This window comes from Vibrio sp. B1ASS3, assembly GCF_905175355.1.
In the GTDB taxonomy this organism is placed as follows: Bacteria; Pseudomonadota; Gammaproteobacteria; order Enterobacterales; family Vibrionaceae; genus Vibrio; species Vibrio owensii.
The window spans coordinates 1,610,973-1,628,802 of the sequence record NZ_HG992742.1 but is presented as its reverse complement, the minus strand read 5'-3'; the positions used below and the strand labels follow the sequence as shown (position 1 = coordinate 1,628,802).

Here is a 17,830-nt window from a genome sequence, read left to right as displayed (position 1 = left end):
TTTCACATTTAATTGGTTTAGTGACGCTCGCCCAATTTGACGTTGCCTTTGGAATCAAACCAAAGCGCTTGAGCGCGACGGCGACCGAGCAGAATCGGGCCATCATCATAGAATAGGAAGTTCTTCCAATACTTTTTGAACGTTGACCACTTCGTCTCGATTACGTTGTATTTCTCATAACAGAAGTACACAGTGACATCATCTTGCCAATCAATAAACGCCGCGATTTCTTCTGGTAACTCGGGTTCATCGGCTTCCCAAGCTGCCATCCAATCAACTTCTTCTGACCAATTAGACTCTTTCATTGGCCAATCGGACGAGCTCAAACGATCCATATCAGGACTTTGTGCGCTAATGTTCTCTTTCCAGAATTGCGCGGCGCGAGCTTGACTCATCGGCTTGATAAACTCGAGGTCCTCTTCAGGCACTGGCATTGACTGGTGAGTAAAAATCCATTTTCTTTGGTATTCATCCAAAGGCAAATAAGACATTCAGTCTCCTTTCTTACGACTTCAACCAACCTTTCTCGGTGGCTTCTTCAATCAGTTCTTTGGCTTTGTCCCATAGGGTGACAGAACCAAATTCAATTCTTTTATTGATGGTTAACGCTTGCTCTCGCGTTACACCATGTTCTTTCCAGCTTTGACCATCATTGTGGTAGTTGAGTAGCATCGGGATAAGGCGATCTAACGCTTTGGCGTATTTCGCATCATCACTTTGGGCGGCTTCAAATTCCTTCCACAGAGAGAACAACTCATCACCCTGATCGCTTGGCAACATACCAAACAGGCGCTCTGCTGCTTTCAGTTCTTTCTCTTCTTGCTCTTTTGAAGCAGCGACATCATAAACAAAGGTGTCGCCTGCGTCGATCTCTACGACGTCATGGATAAGCAGCATTTTCATCACTCGAGCAATATCGATTGGCGCATTGGCATGTTCTTGCATTAATACTGCCATCAACGCAACGTGCCAACTGTGCTCACCACTATTCTCTAAGCGTCGGTCGGCACTCTTTACCCGAGTTCGACGAAGCACGCTCTTTAGTTGGTCCAGTTCAATAAGAAGTGCTAACTGCTTTTCCAATCTTTCCATTTATCGAGCCTCTGCTTTCCAGTTTGGGTTAGTTAACGATGTCAGCACATGATCCTGCCATTCACCGTCAATCAACAAATAATCTTTAGCGTAGCCTTCTCTCTCAAACCCAACGTGCTGCAACACCGCTTCACTGCGCTTGTTATGCGGCATGTAACCCGCTTGAATGCGGTGTATCTTTTGAACTTCAAACATGTAATCACAGGCCATTTTTAACGCGCGGCGCATATAGCCATGACCTTGTACGTCCTCTGCAAGGGAGTAACCCACATTGCAGGCATGAAAAGGAAAACGAGTCAGGTTGCTGAAAGAGAGCGTGCCAAGCATTTTACCAGATTCGGCATGAACAAGCAGACAATAGTATCCCAGTCCCATGCGATGTAATTCATTCAATTTGATCAGCTTTTGTAGCCAGCCATTGACTGAGTAGAATGCTTCTTCGCGCTTCGGTTCGAAGGGCTTCAAGTAGTCGCGATTGCTTTGAAAATATTCTGCAATCATATCGGCATCGCCAATTTCTGCAGTACGTAGAAGCAAGTCGCCGTCCAACTTGTGAACGGCGATTGAAGAGCTTTTATCTTCCATTATGAATAACAACGTCCATTTAATTTCGGGATCATTTGACAGATAGCCCAGTATCTACCGCGACTCTAGACTTTACGAATACCATAATCACGCAGCTTGTTCGCGATAGAGGTATGAGAAACATTCAAACGCTTAGCAAGCTTACGACTCGATGGGAATGATTGATACAAACGCTCTAAGATTTGCGATTCGTAATCACGCATGATCTCATCAAGCGAGCCATCAAGATTCAATGTCGCGCTACCACCACCCATAGCTTGTGGCTGAGGCAAGTTGAAGTTTTCTGCCTTAAGGATATGTCCATCCATCTCGGTCAGAGCGCGCAAAACCATATTGTCCAATTGACGCATGTTACCCGGCCATTGGTAGTTCGCTAATGCATCCACCAGTTCTTCATCCAGTTCAGGCTTGTCGATGCCAAGTTGCTGAGCGTGTTTCGTTACGAACAAGTCCAGCAACGGCGCTACATCGTTCGAGCGCTTACGCAGAGGCGGAATATTCAAGGTCAGAACATTAAGGCGATAATACAAATCTTCACGGAACTTGCCAGCTTCAGCAAGCTCTGCAAGGTTGTGCTTGGTAGAGGCAATAATACGTACATCAACGTGCATTTCATCTTCAGCACCCACACGACGGAAGTTACCATCCTGTAAGAAGCGCAGCAGTTTGATTTGCAGATGCGAGCTCATCTCACCGATTTCATCAAGGAAGACAGTACCGCCGTTTGCTTGTTCGAAGATACCTTTGTGGCCTTGTTCGTGATTAAACGAACCCGGCGCATGACCAAACAACTCGGTTTCGGCCACATCATCAGGCATAGATGCACAGCTTAAAACAAGGAAAGGTTTGCTCGCTCGACCAGAGCGGCTGTGACATGCTTTTGCCAACATCTCTTTACCAGTACCCGTTTCACCTTCAATCAATAGAGGCTGATCGAGAACAGATAACTTCTTCGCTTGGTTCATTAACGCTTTGTGGCGATTTGATAAGCCGACAAAATGCTCAAAGCCAAGTTGATTATGAAGAGGCAATATTTCTTCGATTTGCGCACCGTGCTGGCTCGAACGAATCGTCATCAAGGTACTAGCAAGTGTCGAGTTTTGCGCTTCGTCTTTGATGTAGACCGGCATCAACTCAAGAATGTAATCCAAGCCATCGATCACTAGGCTTTCGCGAGTGCGAGCATTCACGCCTTCAGACCAACGGTTAAAACGGACACTAGGCAATAACATACCAATTTGCGTGCCAATAACATCTTGTTTGTGCTGACCAAGAAGAGAAAGTGCGGACATGTTTGCCATATCGACAGCGCCTTTGAGGTCGATAGCAAACACAGGGTCAGGCAAATTATCCACCAATGAAAGCAGCTCTGTGTTGTGGCGCTCCATTGGCATAAATTGGATTTTACGTACGTCTTTGACCCCCGGAATACGGCGGATCTCGGCCATCAATTCACTAAAGGTATCAAAATCAATATCTGGGCAGTTTAGGTAGATGATGCCGCTGATATCAATTTCGATACCACGTAGGTCGATGCTTTTAGACGCTAAAATATCGAGCAGTTCTCGGGTAAGACCGAGTCTATCTTCACAAAAGACTTCAAGACGCACTGAAAATATCCCAATTCACAACTGTCAGGAAAAGTTGACAGTAGTTTCTACCAAGCTTGGAATGGCGTCAAGCAATCCTCACCGTCAAAGGTGATATTGGTTACGGTTTCATCGTAATTGATGCAACTTTCGCCACTACCTCTTTACGAATGGCACCGAGTTTCACTTGGCGTTCTGGATACCAAGGTAAAGGACGAAGTAGTGCCATGGATTTTAGACCGAGACGCGCAGTCAAAATACCCACACCTAACCCCTGCCCTGCTCGCGCGGAGATTTTTCCGGCGAGATCCATCGACATCAAATCCATGCTGGCATCAATAGCAAGTTCACTCGCACCCGCTGCTGCCATATTCACGAACACAGCGCGCAGTAGCTTGATGCGGGAAGCGTAACCCAATTCAACGCCATACACTTTAGAAAGATTGTCGATCATTTTGAAGTTACGCCATGCCACCAGCAACATATCAGCGGCGGCTAGTGGGCTGACTGCCACCAATGCTGCGGACTCAGTAGCGTGCTGAGAAACAATTTTGGTTGCAAGTTTGTCTTGCTGACTGACAACCATAGAATCGTACATCTCAAGGATTTCTGCATCGCTATGAGCAGGGTTCACACTGTTCTTCCAACGATCAAAGCCAGGATTCTCCGCCAGCACTCCACTTTGTTCTGCAACCTTTTCACAGAATGCTTTGCCCTTGCCGACGCTTTGGCTATCGATAAGCGCTTCACTTTCTTCTTGCACACTGAAGTGGTTACGAAGTTTGCGCAGCTTCCATAACTCCTTGCCTAATGCGCCCAAACCAAAAGAGGCAATAGTGGCGATAAAGCCAGCCCAGCCTAGCGCCAACCAATCGGCAGTTTGTACTGCAGTAACGACAGAATCGACCACTTGCCAACCAACTAAACCGGCAAAGGTGGCAAAGAGACCCGTTGTCAGCCATTTTCGACCCGATTTCGGACGGATGACCTGTTCGAGCTGCAACTCTTGTTCTGTTTCTTCCTGTTGCTCTTCAATCGCGACAGGTACGAAGGTTTCTTTTTCTGAAAACGTCTTTTGAGCCGTCAATTCAGGGGAAACACTCTCTTCATCGCTGTGCATCGTTTTTTCTGAGAAGACTTGTTTTTGTTTTAATTCGCTCATTTCAATTTGTCTCCCAATAGGTATTCCAATGCTTTATCGAGGCGAATATGTTTCATCGGCTCGTCGCTTTCTGAAGGCATTGGTCGGAAAGAAGTAAAATCAAAGCCACTGTTTTGCCAATAAGCTGCGTTAGGTAACTTCTTCGGCACTTCACCAGGGAACATCGTCATTGACTCCCCATCAAGCGTTGTGCCTTGCAGTGCAGGGACGGTTTTATCTCCCGAAGCGATGAAACCTGAAGTCGTCGCTTGAATCGAAGCAATGCTCATACAGCTCATTTCTATGTTCTCGTACGCTGCGGTCTGCCACGCAGGATGCACCATCTGTTGAAGCAGAGAGACCAAATGCGGATGTTGATCTGGCGTCACGTGGTCGGCTTTAGTCGCAGCAAATAATACTCTGTCGATCTTTGGTGAGAACAAACGGCGCAAGAAACTGCTTCGGCCATATCGGAAGCTGTGCATGATCTGTTCAAGCGCTTGGCGCATATCGTAAAAGGCTTCATCACCGGCATTTAGCGGTTGTAAGCAATCTACCAACACGATTTGGCGGTCAAACGTAGCAAAGTGATGCTTGTAGAACGCCTTAACCACCTTCTGCTGATACTCGTGATAACGGGCTTCTAGCATTGCCAAGTTGCTACCCTTAACTGATTTCACATCGGCATCAAATCGACATGGGAAGAACTGTAATACTGGCGCCCCTTCAAGTTCACCCGGCAAGACGAAACGACCCGGCTGAACCCAATGTAAACCGCTGTCTTTGCAAGCATGCAAATAGTCAGTGTAACTTTTAGCGACTTTTTCTAGCTGCTTTTCATTCAATTCCGCAGCTAAATCCAGCGTTTCTAGCTCTGCTAACCAGTCGGCAGCAAGCTCACTACGTTGCCCTTTTAACGCCTCAAATTGGGTTTGTGACCACGTCGCGAAATCCATATCAAGCAAAGGCAGATCCAATAGCCACTCACCCGGATAGTCGATGATATCGACATTCAACACGGCAGTTTTACTCAGCAGCTTTTTGGTGGTTTTGTTTGGCTTGTATTTCAGTGCCAGTCGTATCTCGCTCACGTCACGGGTCGGTACTGGCCATTGTGGTGGCGTGGCATGAATTTGGTTCATCGCATCATCGTAAGCAAAACGTGGAACCATCATATTGGATTGAGGCTCACGTTTAGCACCAATTAAACGCTCATCGCGCGCCGCATTAAGTAACGGCAAGTTGTCGTGAGTAGCGGTATGCAGCAATTGATTAACCAGAGAAGTAATAAACGCGGTTTTACCCGCACGCGATAACCCCGTTACGGCGATACGGACATTAGAGTCCATGCCACGGCTTATAAAGTCATTCACTTCTTGTGTTATTCTTTTCATCGTTTTTATTTATCTCATCAATTCTTGCTACGCAGTGTAATTTTACCAACCTTAATCAAAGATGAACAAAGTATTCACTGCAAAACCTATTTCCAAAAACGAAAAAGCCCCTGAGAATTTCAGAGGCTTAGCGATCTTAATGTCTTTACGTGAAGTCTAATCGTCTTCGATCAACTTGTAGATAACGAATAGGCAAACTTCCAGAATCAGCCATAACACACAAGTGATGGTGACGTATTTTTCATCGAAGATACTGATGCCGTGAAGAATCAAGTCGTAGCCAACAAAGCTACCGATCACAACAGCAAGAACTATTTGTAGAATTTGAATAAAACGAGGCATGCCGTCTCCTAATCATGTCAGCATAACAGTGAGATTTGCTATGCCTATAAGTTTATATTTGATTATATAGACAAAAAGTGCAGCTTTCGCTGCACTTTTGTCAAATGTTTGCTAGGTAAATCAGCACTTTGTCACATTCTCTCAATTGAGACGTTCGAATGATGACCAAGTCGATTACGCTTCCATCTCTTGGATTTTCACTTTCCAAGTATCAGGACCAATTTGATGAGCGTTCGCGCCATTTGAATCCACAGCCACCGTTACCGGCATATCCTCGACTTCAAACTCGTAAATCGCTTCCATACCTAGGTCTTCGAATGCCACCACGCGAGCTTTCTTAATCGCTTTAGCAACTAAGTACGCCGCGCCGCCAACTGCCATTAAGTAAACCGCTTTGTGGTTCTTGATAGATTCAACCGTTGCAGGACCGCGCTCTGCTTTACCGATCATGCCCATAATGCCAGTTTCTTCTAACATCATGTCTGTGAACTTGTCCATACGTGTTGAGGTTGTTGGACCTGCAGGACCTACTGCCTCATCACCGACGGCATCAACCGGGCCAACGTAATAAATGAACTTACCCTTGAAATCAACGCCAGCAGGTAAACCTTCACCCGCTTCTAGCATGCCTTGGATACGTTTATGTGCCGCATCACGACCAGTTAGAATCTTGCCAGATAGCAGTACCGTTTCACCGGTTTTCCACTCTTGAACCTCTTCTTTGGTCACTGTATCTAAGTTAACACGACGAGTATTTGCGCCCGCTTCCCAAGTGATGTCTGGCCAATCTTCTAACTTAGGTGGCGTTAGCTCTGCTGGACCATTCCCATCAAGTGTGAAGTGAACGTGGCGCGTTGCAGCACAGTTCGGAATCAGACACACTGGCTTAGAAGCAGCATGCGTTGGCGCGGTTTTGATCTTCACATCAACAACCGTTGTTAAACCGCCTAGGCCTTGCGCACCGATACCAAGCTTGTTCACGCGATTGAAGATATCAAGGCGAAGCTCTTCTTCTGCGTTTTGAGGGCCACGATCAATCAAGTCTTGAATATCAACGTGTCCCATCAGAGATTCTTTTGCCAATACCGCAGCTTTTTCAGCGGTACCGCCGATACCAATGCCAAGCATGCCCGGTGGACACCAACCTGCGCCCATTGCTGGTAGGGTTTTCTCTACCCATTCTGCAATGTCGTCAGATGGGTTTAGCATCACCATCTTGGTTTTGTTTTCAGAGCCGCCGCCTTTCGCCGCGATTTGGATTTCCACTTTATCGCCTGGCACCATATTGATGTGCACGACTGCTGGCGTGTTGTCTTTGGTATTGATTCGCTTGCCCGCAGGGTCCATCAGAACCGAGGCACGCAATGGGTTATCCGGATTCGTGTAAGCCTGTCGAACGCCTTCATCCACCATTTGCTGAACCGTCATGTCGGTCGAATCCCATTGAACGCCCATACCGATGTTCACGAAACAAGTCACAATGCCTGTATCCTGACAAATCGGTCGATGGCCTTCTGCCGACATACGGGAGTTAATTAGGATCTGAGCGATAGCGTCTTTCGCTGCTTGGCTCTCTTCACGGTGGTAGGCTTTTTCAAGGGCTTGAACAAAGTCTAGCGGGTGGTAGTAAGAAATATACTGTAGCGCATCAGCAACACTGCTGATGACATCCTGCGTGCGTATTACCGTCATTGCATGCCTCATTATTGTTATGCTTTGCTTCCATTATTGGCTTGGCTTCTGTCGTGTTTGTTGAGCTTATTGCCCTTAAATGAGCTTCGTTTTATGTAAACAATTGTCGAACGGCTGATATCGACACACGAGTTATTGAAGTCGCCTTCTCATATAGTAAAACCACCTCAAAGCCTTTGTATAGAGGTAGTTTGGCGCTATACCCAAATAACCCCCATATACAAGTTCATAGCGGCGCCACTTAGGGAACTCAGTCAGTGAATCGTTTTAAAACACTTACGAAAGTTCAAACGCAAACCACTCTTAAAGCAGTGGCTTGCTCCCAAAGGGCGAGTTGCTTTGGCTCGCATACAGTGTTGACGATTCTTGATTTAGACCCACTAAAACATGCGAATCGTCGTCGCGTATGCGAACCAAATCATTCTCGCTGAATCATGTATCTAGAGATTATTTGGGTATAGTGGCGTTTATGATACTCTTGCTGCCCATGACATGCCATGCAGTGAACGAACTCTTTGTCACAATTTAAACAAATGAACAACATGGATACGCAATTGCTTGATTTTAAGGCATTGGATTACGCCAACGACCTCGCTATTTCCCTATTTTCTCGTATCGAACAGCAGCCTTGGGCGATGCTTTTACGCTCCGCTTCTGAGACGCACATCGACAGCCGATTTGATGTATTGGTTGCCAATCCAATCACAACGCTAGAGACCATCGCTGGCGAAACGCAAATCAAAACAGACACGCAAGAATACGTCTCTCAAGATGACCCGTTCTCGCTATTAGACGAGCTCCAACAACAGCTTTTGCCAAACCTTGAGTTGGGCGCAGAGTGGGATCTACCGTTTGTCGGCGGTGCGCTGGGTTATTTCAGTTACGATCTAGGTCGCCGTGTAGAATCTATGCCCGAACTTGCAACCAAAGACCTTCAAACGCCAGATATGGCTGTTGGGTTGTATGAATGGGCACTGGTGGTAGACCACAAACTAGAAAAAGCGTGTGTTGTAGGCCAAAACATTAAGCAAGTGTGGCAATGGCTTAATTCACAATCTCCAGCTGATGTTGAAGACTTTAAGCTGATTGGCGATTGGCAATCGAACATGACGCAAGCCTCTTACGCTTCACGTTTTGACCGTGTTCAAGAATACTTGTTGAGTGGCGACTGTTACCAAATCAACTTGGCACAGCGCTTTAATGCTTCTTATCAAGGAAGCGAGTGGCAAGCTTACACAAAACTAGAAGCGGCGAACCAAGCCCCTTTCTCTGCATTTATTCGCATGCCTCAGTCGGCGATCGTAAGCGTGTCACCGGAGCGCTTTTTGGAGCTTAAAGACAACGTCATTGAAACCAAGCCAATCAAAGGTACACGTCCACGTAGCCAAAATACTGAGCTCGACCAAGCCAACGCCCATGACTTGCAGACGGCAGAAAAAGATCAGGCCGAAAACCTGATGATCGTCGACTTGCTGCGTAATGACATTGGCCGTGTTGCGTCACCAGGCAGCGTTCATGTGCCAAAGCTATTTGATATTGAAAGCTTCCCTGCGGTGCACCACTTAGTCAGCACAATCCGCGCCGATTTGGATATACAATACAGCGCAGCCGACCTACTTCGAGCTTGCTTCCCGGGTGGTTCAATTACTGGTGCGCCAAAAGTGCGTGCAATGCAAATCATCGAAGAGTTAGAACCGCATCGTCGCAGCGCATATTGTGGCAGTATCGGTTATATCTCACGCCATGGTCGTATGGATACCAGCATCACGATCCGTACTCTGGTTGCAGAAGATAACAAGCTCTACGCTTGGGCCGGCGGCGGCGTCGTGGCAGACAGTGATTGCGCAGCAGAATATCAAGAGACGCTAGACAAACTGTCCAAGATCTTACCGGCGCTAAAGTAACTTAAAGCGCTTTTAAGTACTCAGAAAAACGGCTCTGTAGTAATAACAGAGCCGTTTTTTTAATCGTTATTTTTGCTAATCACTGTTTGTTGCTGCTCAAGGGAACTTGTGCATCATTCGTCGAGCCACTTACACATGATTTGTTCTATATCAGCAGCGGTATAAGGCTTGGTGAGAATGTCATCCATGCCGGATTCAATGCACTTTTTTCTCTCTTCTAGGGTTGTCCCTGCAGTCAGCGCAATGATTGGCTTAGTGAAGCCGTCTTCGCGCAAATGTACCGTCGCTTCATAACCGTCCATTTCTGGCATACGACAATCCATAAATATTAGCTCATAGTCTTTCTCTTTTACCGCGTCGAGCGCTTCTAGGCCGTTGTTTTTTAAATCTGGTTTGATATCGAGCTTTTTGAGCATTTGCGTGACAATCACTTGGTTCATACGAATGTCGTCCACCACCAAAACCGAGCGTCCTGCCAGTTCGATATATTTACCGACAGACACGTCACCGGCAGCCCTTCCCTGCGCTTCGCCTTGTTTGAGCGGCACAACAACTTTAAAAGTAGTGCCTTTGCGTGGCTCACTGACGAAACTGATTTCACCATCCATCAAATCGACTAAGTTCTTGCAGATTGCCAAACCTAAACCAGAGCCTTCAAAGCTTCGCTTGGTGGAACGGTCAGCTTGCACAAAAGGGTCAAACAGCGCTTTCTGCGCCTCTAGAGGAATACCAATACCAGTGTCTTCCACTTCGAAATGCGCATAACCATCGACCCATTCAACACGCAGAACCACCCCACCGAGATGAGTGAACTTAATCGCGTTACCTATTAGGTTCACTAAAATCTGGGTGATGCGTTCAAAGTCACCCACAAGAAATTCTGGAATGCCGAGCTTTTTGTCGATCGAAAAATGAATGCGCTTTTCCGCCGCTTTCGCAGCAAACACACCAGTTAATGCGCTCTCTAAGTCCTTCCAAGCAAAGACTTTATCGATGATTTCCATCATACCCGCATTCATTTTACTGAAATCGAGCAAGTCATTAATGATGACTCGAAGTAAATCACCGGATTGAATCAAGTTACCAAGGTATTGTTGCTGTTCTTCCCCCAACTCGGTTTTGCTCAGTAACTCTGCACTGCCCAACACGCCGTTTAACGGAGTACGAAGCTCGTGGTTGATCATCGCGACAAATTCTTTGGTTGCTTTTTCAGACGCTTCTGCCCGCTTACGCAGTTCGACCTCTCGCTCTAAGCTCAAATGTCGGCTGATGACGCCGTGCACTAGATCGGAAACCAACACCATTTGTTTGGAAGTGAACTCTTGATCGACTTGATCAAGAGCGACAGAAAAGATCAGCTCACCCAAGATCGCTGAGTCAATAATGATGGGTAAATAGAGGCGATTCTCGACCCAATGAGGCTTGGTTTGTATCGCGTTTTCATGAGCGAGCACGAGATGGCCAAACTGATGGCGACGCAACGATGAGAGATGCTCTTGGCTCAGAGATAAGTAGGCGCCGGAAACCACCGAGTTTGATGTCAGTTGCTCCAAGAAACTGGCAATCATGGTCTCATCAAAGGTGCTAGAAAGGAACGTTCGTCCAAACTTGATCAGCGTTGCATCGATTTGTTCTTCAAACTCGAACTTACGTAAGTCGTTCTCAGACTTCATCTCGAGTTTTTTCAATGCGACACTCAGTTGCTGATTGGACTCATACAGCTCTAAGCTCTTTTGCTCTAACAGTGTTTCTGCCGCTTTTCGTGACGCGACTTCTCGTTTGAGTTTCCTTTCTAGTGAGGAACTTCCCGTCATATTGCCTTATTGAGCCTCCAGCCAAAAACGTACTTGGCTTCCGTCATCCGATTGGTTTTGATGTTTAACAACGACACTCTCATTGAAGTGGTTCGCACAGCCTTGTATCAGACCGACACAAACATGCGCCATGCAACGTGCGCTTCGATAATCAAACACCATTTCTGATTCTGTTTCATTAATAAAATCAAATTGCGGTGGATTGGCGTCTGGGTAAAGCTTTTTCACTTCGACATGAATAAAGTCTTCTACATGGCGCACAAATTGGAACGTGGTGGTGCACTGTTGAAGACTGGCATGATTTGGAATGGACTTAAGTAGATTTTGAAATACACACTCACCAAACACTTCTTGAAGCTTTTCTGGCGGAATGTCAGACACTTTGCTGAGGTTAACGATCAACTTAACAAGGTCTCGATGGTCATAACTGCCTACCGAGGTGTAAATGCCTTCATCGTTAGACAGGTCCAAGACTTGGTCAAGCACTTCCAGACCAAACTTGTCCTCCACTAACTCCATGAACTCTGTGAAAATTATCCCTTTCATCGTCTTCAACTAACCTTATAGTGACGTCTTAAAATAAAGAATGGTGTATAACTCTATAAGTTTCAAATTAATATGCGCACAACGCCATCAAAAGCACACTCAACTTGGGGATAAGGATTTCACTTTGGTCATTGATAAATCAACACTGTTACAGAACTTCCAGTTACAACTGCCAACGGGCTACCACAGAGAGTCTCTTGGGCGCTTAGCTCACCTCAAAGAAAATACCTTACGAGATGCCGCTGTCTTGATCGGATTTGTTGAACGTGAAGAGGGTCTTCAAGTCATTTTGACCAAGCGCGCCGAGCATCTGAGACATCATCCGGGGCAGATAAGCTTCCCTGGGGGTAAATATGAGAATGACGATCACACCTTGGTCAATACCGCTCTTAGAGAGGCAGAAGAAGAAATTGGTATTCACCAAACGCATATACAGGTTTTTGGTCAGTTACCTAAGCTACCTACTATTAGCCAGTTTAATGTGACGCCATTTTTGGCCTTCGTTTCTCCAGACTACACAACTCGCATTGACCAAAATGAAGTCGCGGAAGTTTTTGAAGTGCCAGCCAACCATATTTTGAACCCAGAGAAGCTTTACAGTACAAAATTCAACCTAAGAAAGACAAGTCACCGCGTGTTTGCAATCCCCTACCAACGTCATTTTATCTGGGGTATGACAGCACAAATTATCGAATCGATGCAAAAACACATCATTTCTAACTAACTGTCTTATCAATGGCAACTCACCCATCAAGCCAAACATTATGTGCATCTATATTAATAAAAAGTTATTTTTCAAACATCAATTCACATTAGTTTAATTTGATTTTTATAAGGCAAACGCTTGCGGTGAGAAAAATTTATACACCAACCGCTTCAGATAAGTTTTTCTAATTCCACTCATTAGCAATAATCACGTGTAGCACGCCATTTTCGTGATAAAAAGCAGGTTTTTGACATATCATTCAATAAGCTCGAGCAATACATGATTTAGATCTAATTTTCCTAGTGCAAAATCTTGCAAAATTGGCCCCGACTTATTTCCTGTTCCCAAAATGAGTAACTCAAAAATGAATACAACTACTTCTGCGGCTTCAACCGCACAATCGTCTAGTAAGTTTTCTTACAAAGACTTCACCTGGTGTTTGTCCCTATTTGGTACAGCAGTAGGTGCAGGTGTACTTTTCCTTCCAATTAAAGCAGGTGCTGGCGGTTTCTGGCCATTAGTTATCCTAGCTCTAATCGCGGCACCAATGACTTGGTTCGCACACAAATCTCTAGCTCGTTTCGTACTTTCTGCGAAAAAACCTGAAGCTGATATCACTGACACAGTAGAAGAGCACTTCGGTAAAACTGGCGCAAACCTTATTACTTTTGCTTACTTCTTCGCTATCTACCCAATCGTACTAATCTACGGTGTTGGTATCACAAACACGGTTGACTCTTTCCTAGTTAACCAAATGGGTATGGAATCTATCCCTCGTTGGCTACTATCTGGCGCGTTAATCGCTGCTATGACAGCGGGTGTAGTATTCGGTAAAGAGCTAATGCTGAAAGCAACATCAGCAATGGTTTACCCTCTAGTATTCATCCTACTAGCGCTTTCTTTCTACCTAATTCCTGACTGGAATACATCAATGATGGAAGTGTCTCCAAACTGGGGCGAAATGCCTTCAATCGTTTGGCTAGCAATTCCAATCATCGTATTCTCATTCAACCACAGCCCAATCATCTCTCAGTTCTCTAAAGAACAACGTCGTGTATACGGTGATGACGCAGTGAAGAAAACTGACGCGATCACTGGCGGTGCAGCGATGATGCTAATGGGTTTTGTAATGTTCTTCGTATTCTCTGTAGTACTTTCTCTTTCTCCAGAGCAACTAGCATCTGCGCAAGAACAAAACATCTCAGTACTGTCTTACCTAGCTAACGTTCACGAGTCTCCACTTATCTCTTACATGGGTCCTCTAGTGGCGTTCGCAGCAATCACTTCAAGCTACTTCGGCCACTTCCTAGGCGCACACGAAGGTCTAGTTGGTCTAATCAAATCTCGCTCTGAAACTCCTAAGAGCAAGATCGAGAAAGCATCTCTAATCTTCATCGTTGTGACTACTTGGATCGTTGCTATCGTTAACCCAAGCATCCTAGGCATGATTGAAACAATGGGTGCACCGATGATTGCAGCTATCCTATTCTTGATGCCTGTATTCGCTATGAACAAAGTTCCTGCAATGGCGAAGTACAAAACTTCAGCACCTGTACAGATTTTCACAGCAATCTGTGGTCTTGCAGCAATTAGTTCTGTAATCTACGGCGCTCTTTAATCACCGCTCTCTATAAAAGCGTGATTAATTCAAGAATATAACGATAATAAAAAGCCTCCCAACTCCCCTTGGGAGGCTTTGTTCTGAGGTAATCGATATGATTAGTGTTTTTGACATCTATAAGATCGGCGTTGGTCCTTCAAGCTCACACACTGTAGGTCCAATGAAAGCGGGTAAAGAATTTATTGATGATTTACGCTCAATGGGAAAATTGCGCGACATCACTAAAATCACCGTTGACGTTTATGGTTCACTATCACTGACAGGGAAAGGTCACCACACGGATATCGCGATCATCATGGGTCTTGCAGGCAACTCCCCTGAGAAAGTAGATATCGACTCTATTCCGGGCTTTATCGCTCGCGTAGAAGAAACTGAGCGCCTACCTGTTGGCATGCACTGTCATACAGTATCGTTCCCGAAAGATGGTGGTATGAACTTCCATACTACTAACCTTGAGCTACACGAAAACGGCATGCAGATCCACGCGTGGATCGAAGACGAAAAAGTGTACTCAAAGACTTACTACTCTATCGGCGGTGGTTTCATCGTTGATGAAGAGAACTTCGGTAAAGAAGTAGAGAACCCAATCAAGGTTCCTTACGAATACACAACTGCAGAAGAGCTTGTTCACCAGTGTAAAGAAAGCGGTCTTTCTATTAGCGCATTGGTAATGAAGAACGAACACTCTCTTCACTCTGATGAAGAGACTCGTACATACTTCGCAAACATCTGGCGCACAATGCGTGAGTGTATGGATCGCGGTATGAACGAAGAAGGTATTCTGCCTGGTCCACTACGCGTGCCTCGTCGTGCAGCAGCACTTCGTCAGCAACTGCTTACTTCTGAAAAGACAACAAACGATCCAATGTCGGTTGTTGACTGGGTAAACATGTTTGCTTTCGCAGTAAACGAAGAAAACGCTGCCGGTGGTCGCGTTGTTACAGCACCAACGAACGGTGCGTGTGGCATCATCCCTGCGGTACTGGCTTACTACGATAAGTTCATCCAAACTGTGACTGAGAAAGATTACATCCGTTACTTTGCCGCTTCTGGCGCAATCGGTGGTCTTTACAAGCGCAACGCGTCGATCTCTGGTGCAGAGGTTGGCTGTCAGGGTGAAGTTGGCGTGGCATGTTCTATGGCAGCAGCAGGCCTTGCTGAGCTTATGGGTGGTAGCCCTGAGCAAGTATGTATGGCTGCAGAAATCGCAATGGAGCACAACCTAGGTCTAACGTGTGACCCTGTTGCAGGTCAGGTACAGGTTCCATGTATCGAGCGTAACGGTATCGCAGCAGTAAAAGCGATCAACTCGACTCGTATGGCACTACGTCGTTCTTCAGCTCCAACTGTTTCTCTAGATAAGGTTATCGAAACCATGCTAGAAACAGGTAAAGACATGAACGCGAAATACCGTGAGACATCTCAAGGCGGCCTAGCAATCAAAGTGATTTGCTAATCCCCTCCTCTCTGAATTGAAAAGCCCGAGCCATGTGCTCGGGCTTTTTTTCATTTGCTTTTTTCCTTAAAAACCTCGCCTAAGAAAAATTCCCTCTAGATTGAGCTTTATAAAAAAATCTAAAATTACGACTATATCCAGAAGTTTAGGATATGCCCGTAGAAGGTCACATACCTGCTAACCCAATATTGATAACGTATTCAAAAAATAATCCTGGAGCGCTTTAACACATGATTAGGTTTGAACTTGGAAACCAAATCTGCGTTTGCTTGTCCGAAAAAGAACTTTCATTACAGCTCAATAACTCCATTCACTCCGCTATCCCCGTCAACAGAATTGAATATTTAATCCTCAGCACCATTGCCGCTTTTGGTAGCTTAAACGCGCCTATCAGTCAGAGGAAAATCGAAAAGAAGTTGTCATCGCAACATCACTTGATGTTGCCGGAAAATGGATTTAAGAACGCTGTTGCGTCGATACGAAAGAAGTTCAGACAACTGACGAAGAACCACGTCGAGACGCAAAAGTCTCTTATCGAAAACATCCACCGAAAGGGATATTTTGTGCCTTACGATAGCCAACACGCGCAAAAAGATGGACTACTGCAACAATCGAGAATCCACAAACACGCGCTGCACAGCGTTAGAATGGCGATAGGTATTTGCTTGCGAAGCCGTGCGCTCTACTTCAATTTGCTGTTTTTTATCACGTTTACCATGCTGCTTTATGTCGCCGTGTGTTTTTACACTATCAGTACCATCGTCAGACAAAACTATTTCGATGGCGCGATGGACTTTGCCCACGACCTTGCTCAGCGTAGCTGTTTTGAACATGAAGACCAGCTTCGTGGTTTATTCGATAACGTGCAATTGGTTGAGTCTGCTTTAATGACAGACAAGCACAATATTCGCTGCTTAGTCACGCCAGAAGCTGTGGTTCCGGTCAACGAAAGAGACCGTGAGACTTGGTTAAACAACGACAGTTACACCACGCACTCTTTTGTTTTCGATGGAGCTCAAGTTCTTGTTCGAGTGAAGAACATCAATTTGTCGAATAACATTGAGAGCCACATGTCTCGCATGTTCTTATCCGGGATGAAAGTGTGTACTAACACCGGCACAGCGTTAGAAATCGGTGATACTCGTGGGCAGTCCTTCCTCTATAACGTCAACGACAATGGCTATAAAGAGATCTATTACGTCTCTGGCCCTATTACAAGCATCTTGATTTTGAGCTTCATAATAATGTTCGCTATCAGGCATAAAAAGCCGCGCTCCCTGCTGACTTACATGTGGGCAATCCGCGAATTTAATCTCAAGCTAGAGCCAATCCACAATACGTCTAACCGGCAGAATATCCATTACGAGGTATTGTCCCGTTTTAAAGTTAAAAACACGCAACGTTTTATAGAAAGTTTGATAGCGAACGGATTGCTGATAAACCACACGCTACTGGTGATTAAAACCGTCTTCGGTGACTCGAAATCGCTCCTTGCGCCATTGAGCATTAATGTGTGCCCTTCTCTGCTTGAAGGCCATAACTTTACCCGTTTGTATCGACAGCTTAACCAACTCGATTGCTCACTGCTGACAATCGAAATCACCGAGAACGCCTCAATGTATTACACCCGAGAAATCTTCGACAACATCAGCAAGCTCAAAGAGATGGGTTGTAAGATCAGTATCGACGATTTTGGTACTGGGAATAACAACGTTGAGCTTATCAGCCACATCACGCCCAACTACCTTAAGATTGACCGTTTGTTTGTGATGAACCTTAAGCAAGATGACAAGAAGGTAGAGACACTACGCCAGCTAATTGCCATGGGTCATACCTATCACTGCACGGTTATCGTAGAAGGGGTTGAAACTGCAGAATGTGCGCATCTCCTCACCACATTGGGCGCCCACATCCATCAAGGTTTCTACTATCCACTTTGCCGCTAGTT

15 protein-coding genes are annotated in these 17,830 nt (G+C 45.6%); 5 read left to right on the top strand and 10 right to left on the bottom strand.

Annotation, left to right across the window (positions count from 1 at the left end; translation table 11 throughout):
• Positions 1-17: 17 nt before the first annotated feature.
• The 8 genes from KJB05_RS07320 to KJB05_RS07285 form a co-directional block, all read right to left on the bottom strand.
• Positions 18-491: a DUF2947 domain-containing protein gene (locus KJB05_RS07320; RefSeq protein WP_038896805.1), complete on the bottom strand. Its 474-nt coding sequence runs from the start codon at positions 489-491 to the stop codon at positions 18-20.
• 13 nt (positions 492-504) lie between these two features.
• Positions 505-1,092 (bottom strand): HD domain-containing protein, encoded by a 588-nt coding sequence (locus KJB05_RS07315; protein WP_208445137.1) that lies wholly within the window; start codon positions 1,090-1,092, stop codon positions 505-507.
• Positions 1,093-1,677 (bottom strand): ribosomal protein S5-alanine N-acetyltransferase, encoded by a 585-nt coding sequence (gene rimJ / locus KJB05_RS07310; RefSeq protein WP_208445136.1) that lies wholly within the window; start codon positions 1,675-1,677, stop codon positions 1,093-1,095. It abuts the gene before it with no gap.
• Between the two features lie 65 nt (positions 1,678-1,742).
• Entirely contained in the window at positions 1,743-3,287 is a 1,545-nt protein-coding gene (tyrR, locus tag KJB05_RS07305) for a transcriptional regulator TyrR (protein ID WP_009706853.1), read from the bottom strand.
• A gap of 100 nt (positions 3,288-3,387) precedes the next feature.
• Positions 3,388-4,428, bottom strand: a complete 1,041-nt coding sequence (locus KJB05_RS07300) for a TIGR01620 family protein (protein WP_208445135.1) — start codon at positions 4,426-4,428, stop codon at positions 3,388-3,390.
• Entirely contained in the window at positions 4,425-5,801 is a 1,377-nt protein-coding gene (locus tag KJB05_RS07295) for a YcjX family protein (protein WP_208445134.1), read from the bottom strand. Before KJB05_RS07295 ends, KJB05_RS07300 begins: the two co-directional genes overlap by 4 nt.
• A gap of 156 nt (positions 5,802-5,957) precedes the next feature.
• Positions 5,958-6,143 (bottom strand): hypothetical protein, encoded by a 186-nt coding sequence (locus tag KJB05_RS07290; RefSeq protein WP_009706856.1) that lies wholly within the window; start codon positions 6,141-6,143, stop codon positions 5,958-5,960.
• Between the two features lie 174 nt (positions 6,144-6,317).
• On the bottom strand, positions 6,318-7,835 hold the full coding sequence (locus KJB05_RS07285; RefSeq protein ID WP_033006433.1) for a fumarate hydratase: 1,518 nt from the start codon (positions 7,833-7,835) through the stop codon (positions 6,318-6,320).
• A 533-nt stretch (positions 7,836-8,368) separates the two neighbouring features.
• Between KJB05_RS07285 and pabB the strand changes: the two genes are divergently transcribed.
• Positions 8,369-9,739, top strand: a complete 1,371-nt coding sequence (pabB, locus tag KJB05_RS07280) for an aminodeoxychorismate synthase component I (RefSeq protein ID WP_208445140.1) — start codon at positions 8,369-8,371, stop codon at positions 9,737-9,739.
• 113 nt (positions 9,740-9,852) lie between these two features.
• Here pabB and KJB05_RS07275 read toward each other — a convergent pair whose 3' ends face one another.
• On the bottom strand, positions 9,853-11,553 hold the full coding sequence (locus KJB05_RS07275; protein ID WP_208445133.1) for an ATP-binding protein: 1,701 nt from the start codon (positions 11,551-11,553) through the stop codon (positions 9,853-9,855).
• A 6-nt stretch (positions 11,554-11,559) separates the two neighbouring features.
• On the bottom strand, positions 11,560-12,099 hold the full coding sequence (locus KJB05_RS07270; RefSeq protein ID WP_009706860.1) for a heme NO-binding domain-containing protein: 540 nt from the start codon (positions 12,097-12,099) through the stop codon (positions 11,560-11,562).
• A gap of 124 nt (positions 12,100-12,223) precedes the next feature.
• On the opposite strand from KJB05_RS07270, the gene KJB05_RS07265 reads away from it, so the two are divergent.
• The 4 genes from KJB05_RS07265 to KJB05_RS07250 all read left to right on the top strand — a co-directional run bounded on the left by KJB05_RS07265 (position 12,224) and on the right by KJB05_RS07250 (position 17,828).
• A complete protein-coding gene (locus KJB05_RS07265; RefSeq protein WP_020196933.1) occupies positions 12,224-12,823 on the top strand; it encodes a CoA pyrophosphatase in 600 nt (199 codons plus the stop codon).
• Between the two features lie 346 nt (positions 12,824-13,169).
• Complete coding sequence (locus KJB05_RS07260; RefSeq protein ID WP_208445132.1) at positions 13,170-14,423, top strand: aromatic amino acid transport family protein; 1,254 nt, start codon at positions 13,170-13,172, stop codon at positions 14,421-14,423.
• A 97-nt stretch (positions 14,424-14,520) separates the two neighbouring features.
• Entirely contained in the window at positions 14,521-15,882 is a 1,362-nt protein-coding gene (locus tag KJB05_RS07255; protein WP_005438813.1) for an L-serine ammonia-lyase, read from the top strand.
• A 230-nt stretch (positions 15,883-16,112) separates the two neighbouring features.
• Complete coding sequence (locus KJB05_RS07250; RefSeq protein ID WP_208445131.1) at positions 16,113-17,828, top strand: EAL domain-containing protein; 1,716 nt, start codon at positions 16,113-16,115, stop codon at positions 17,826-17,828.
• The last annotated feature ends 2 nt before the right edge of the window (positions 17,829-17,830 follow it).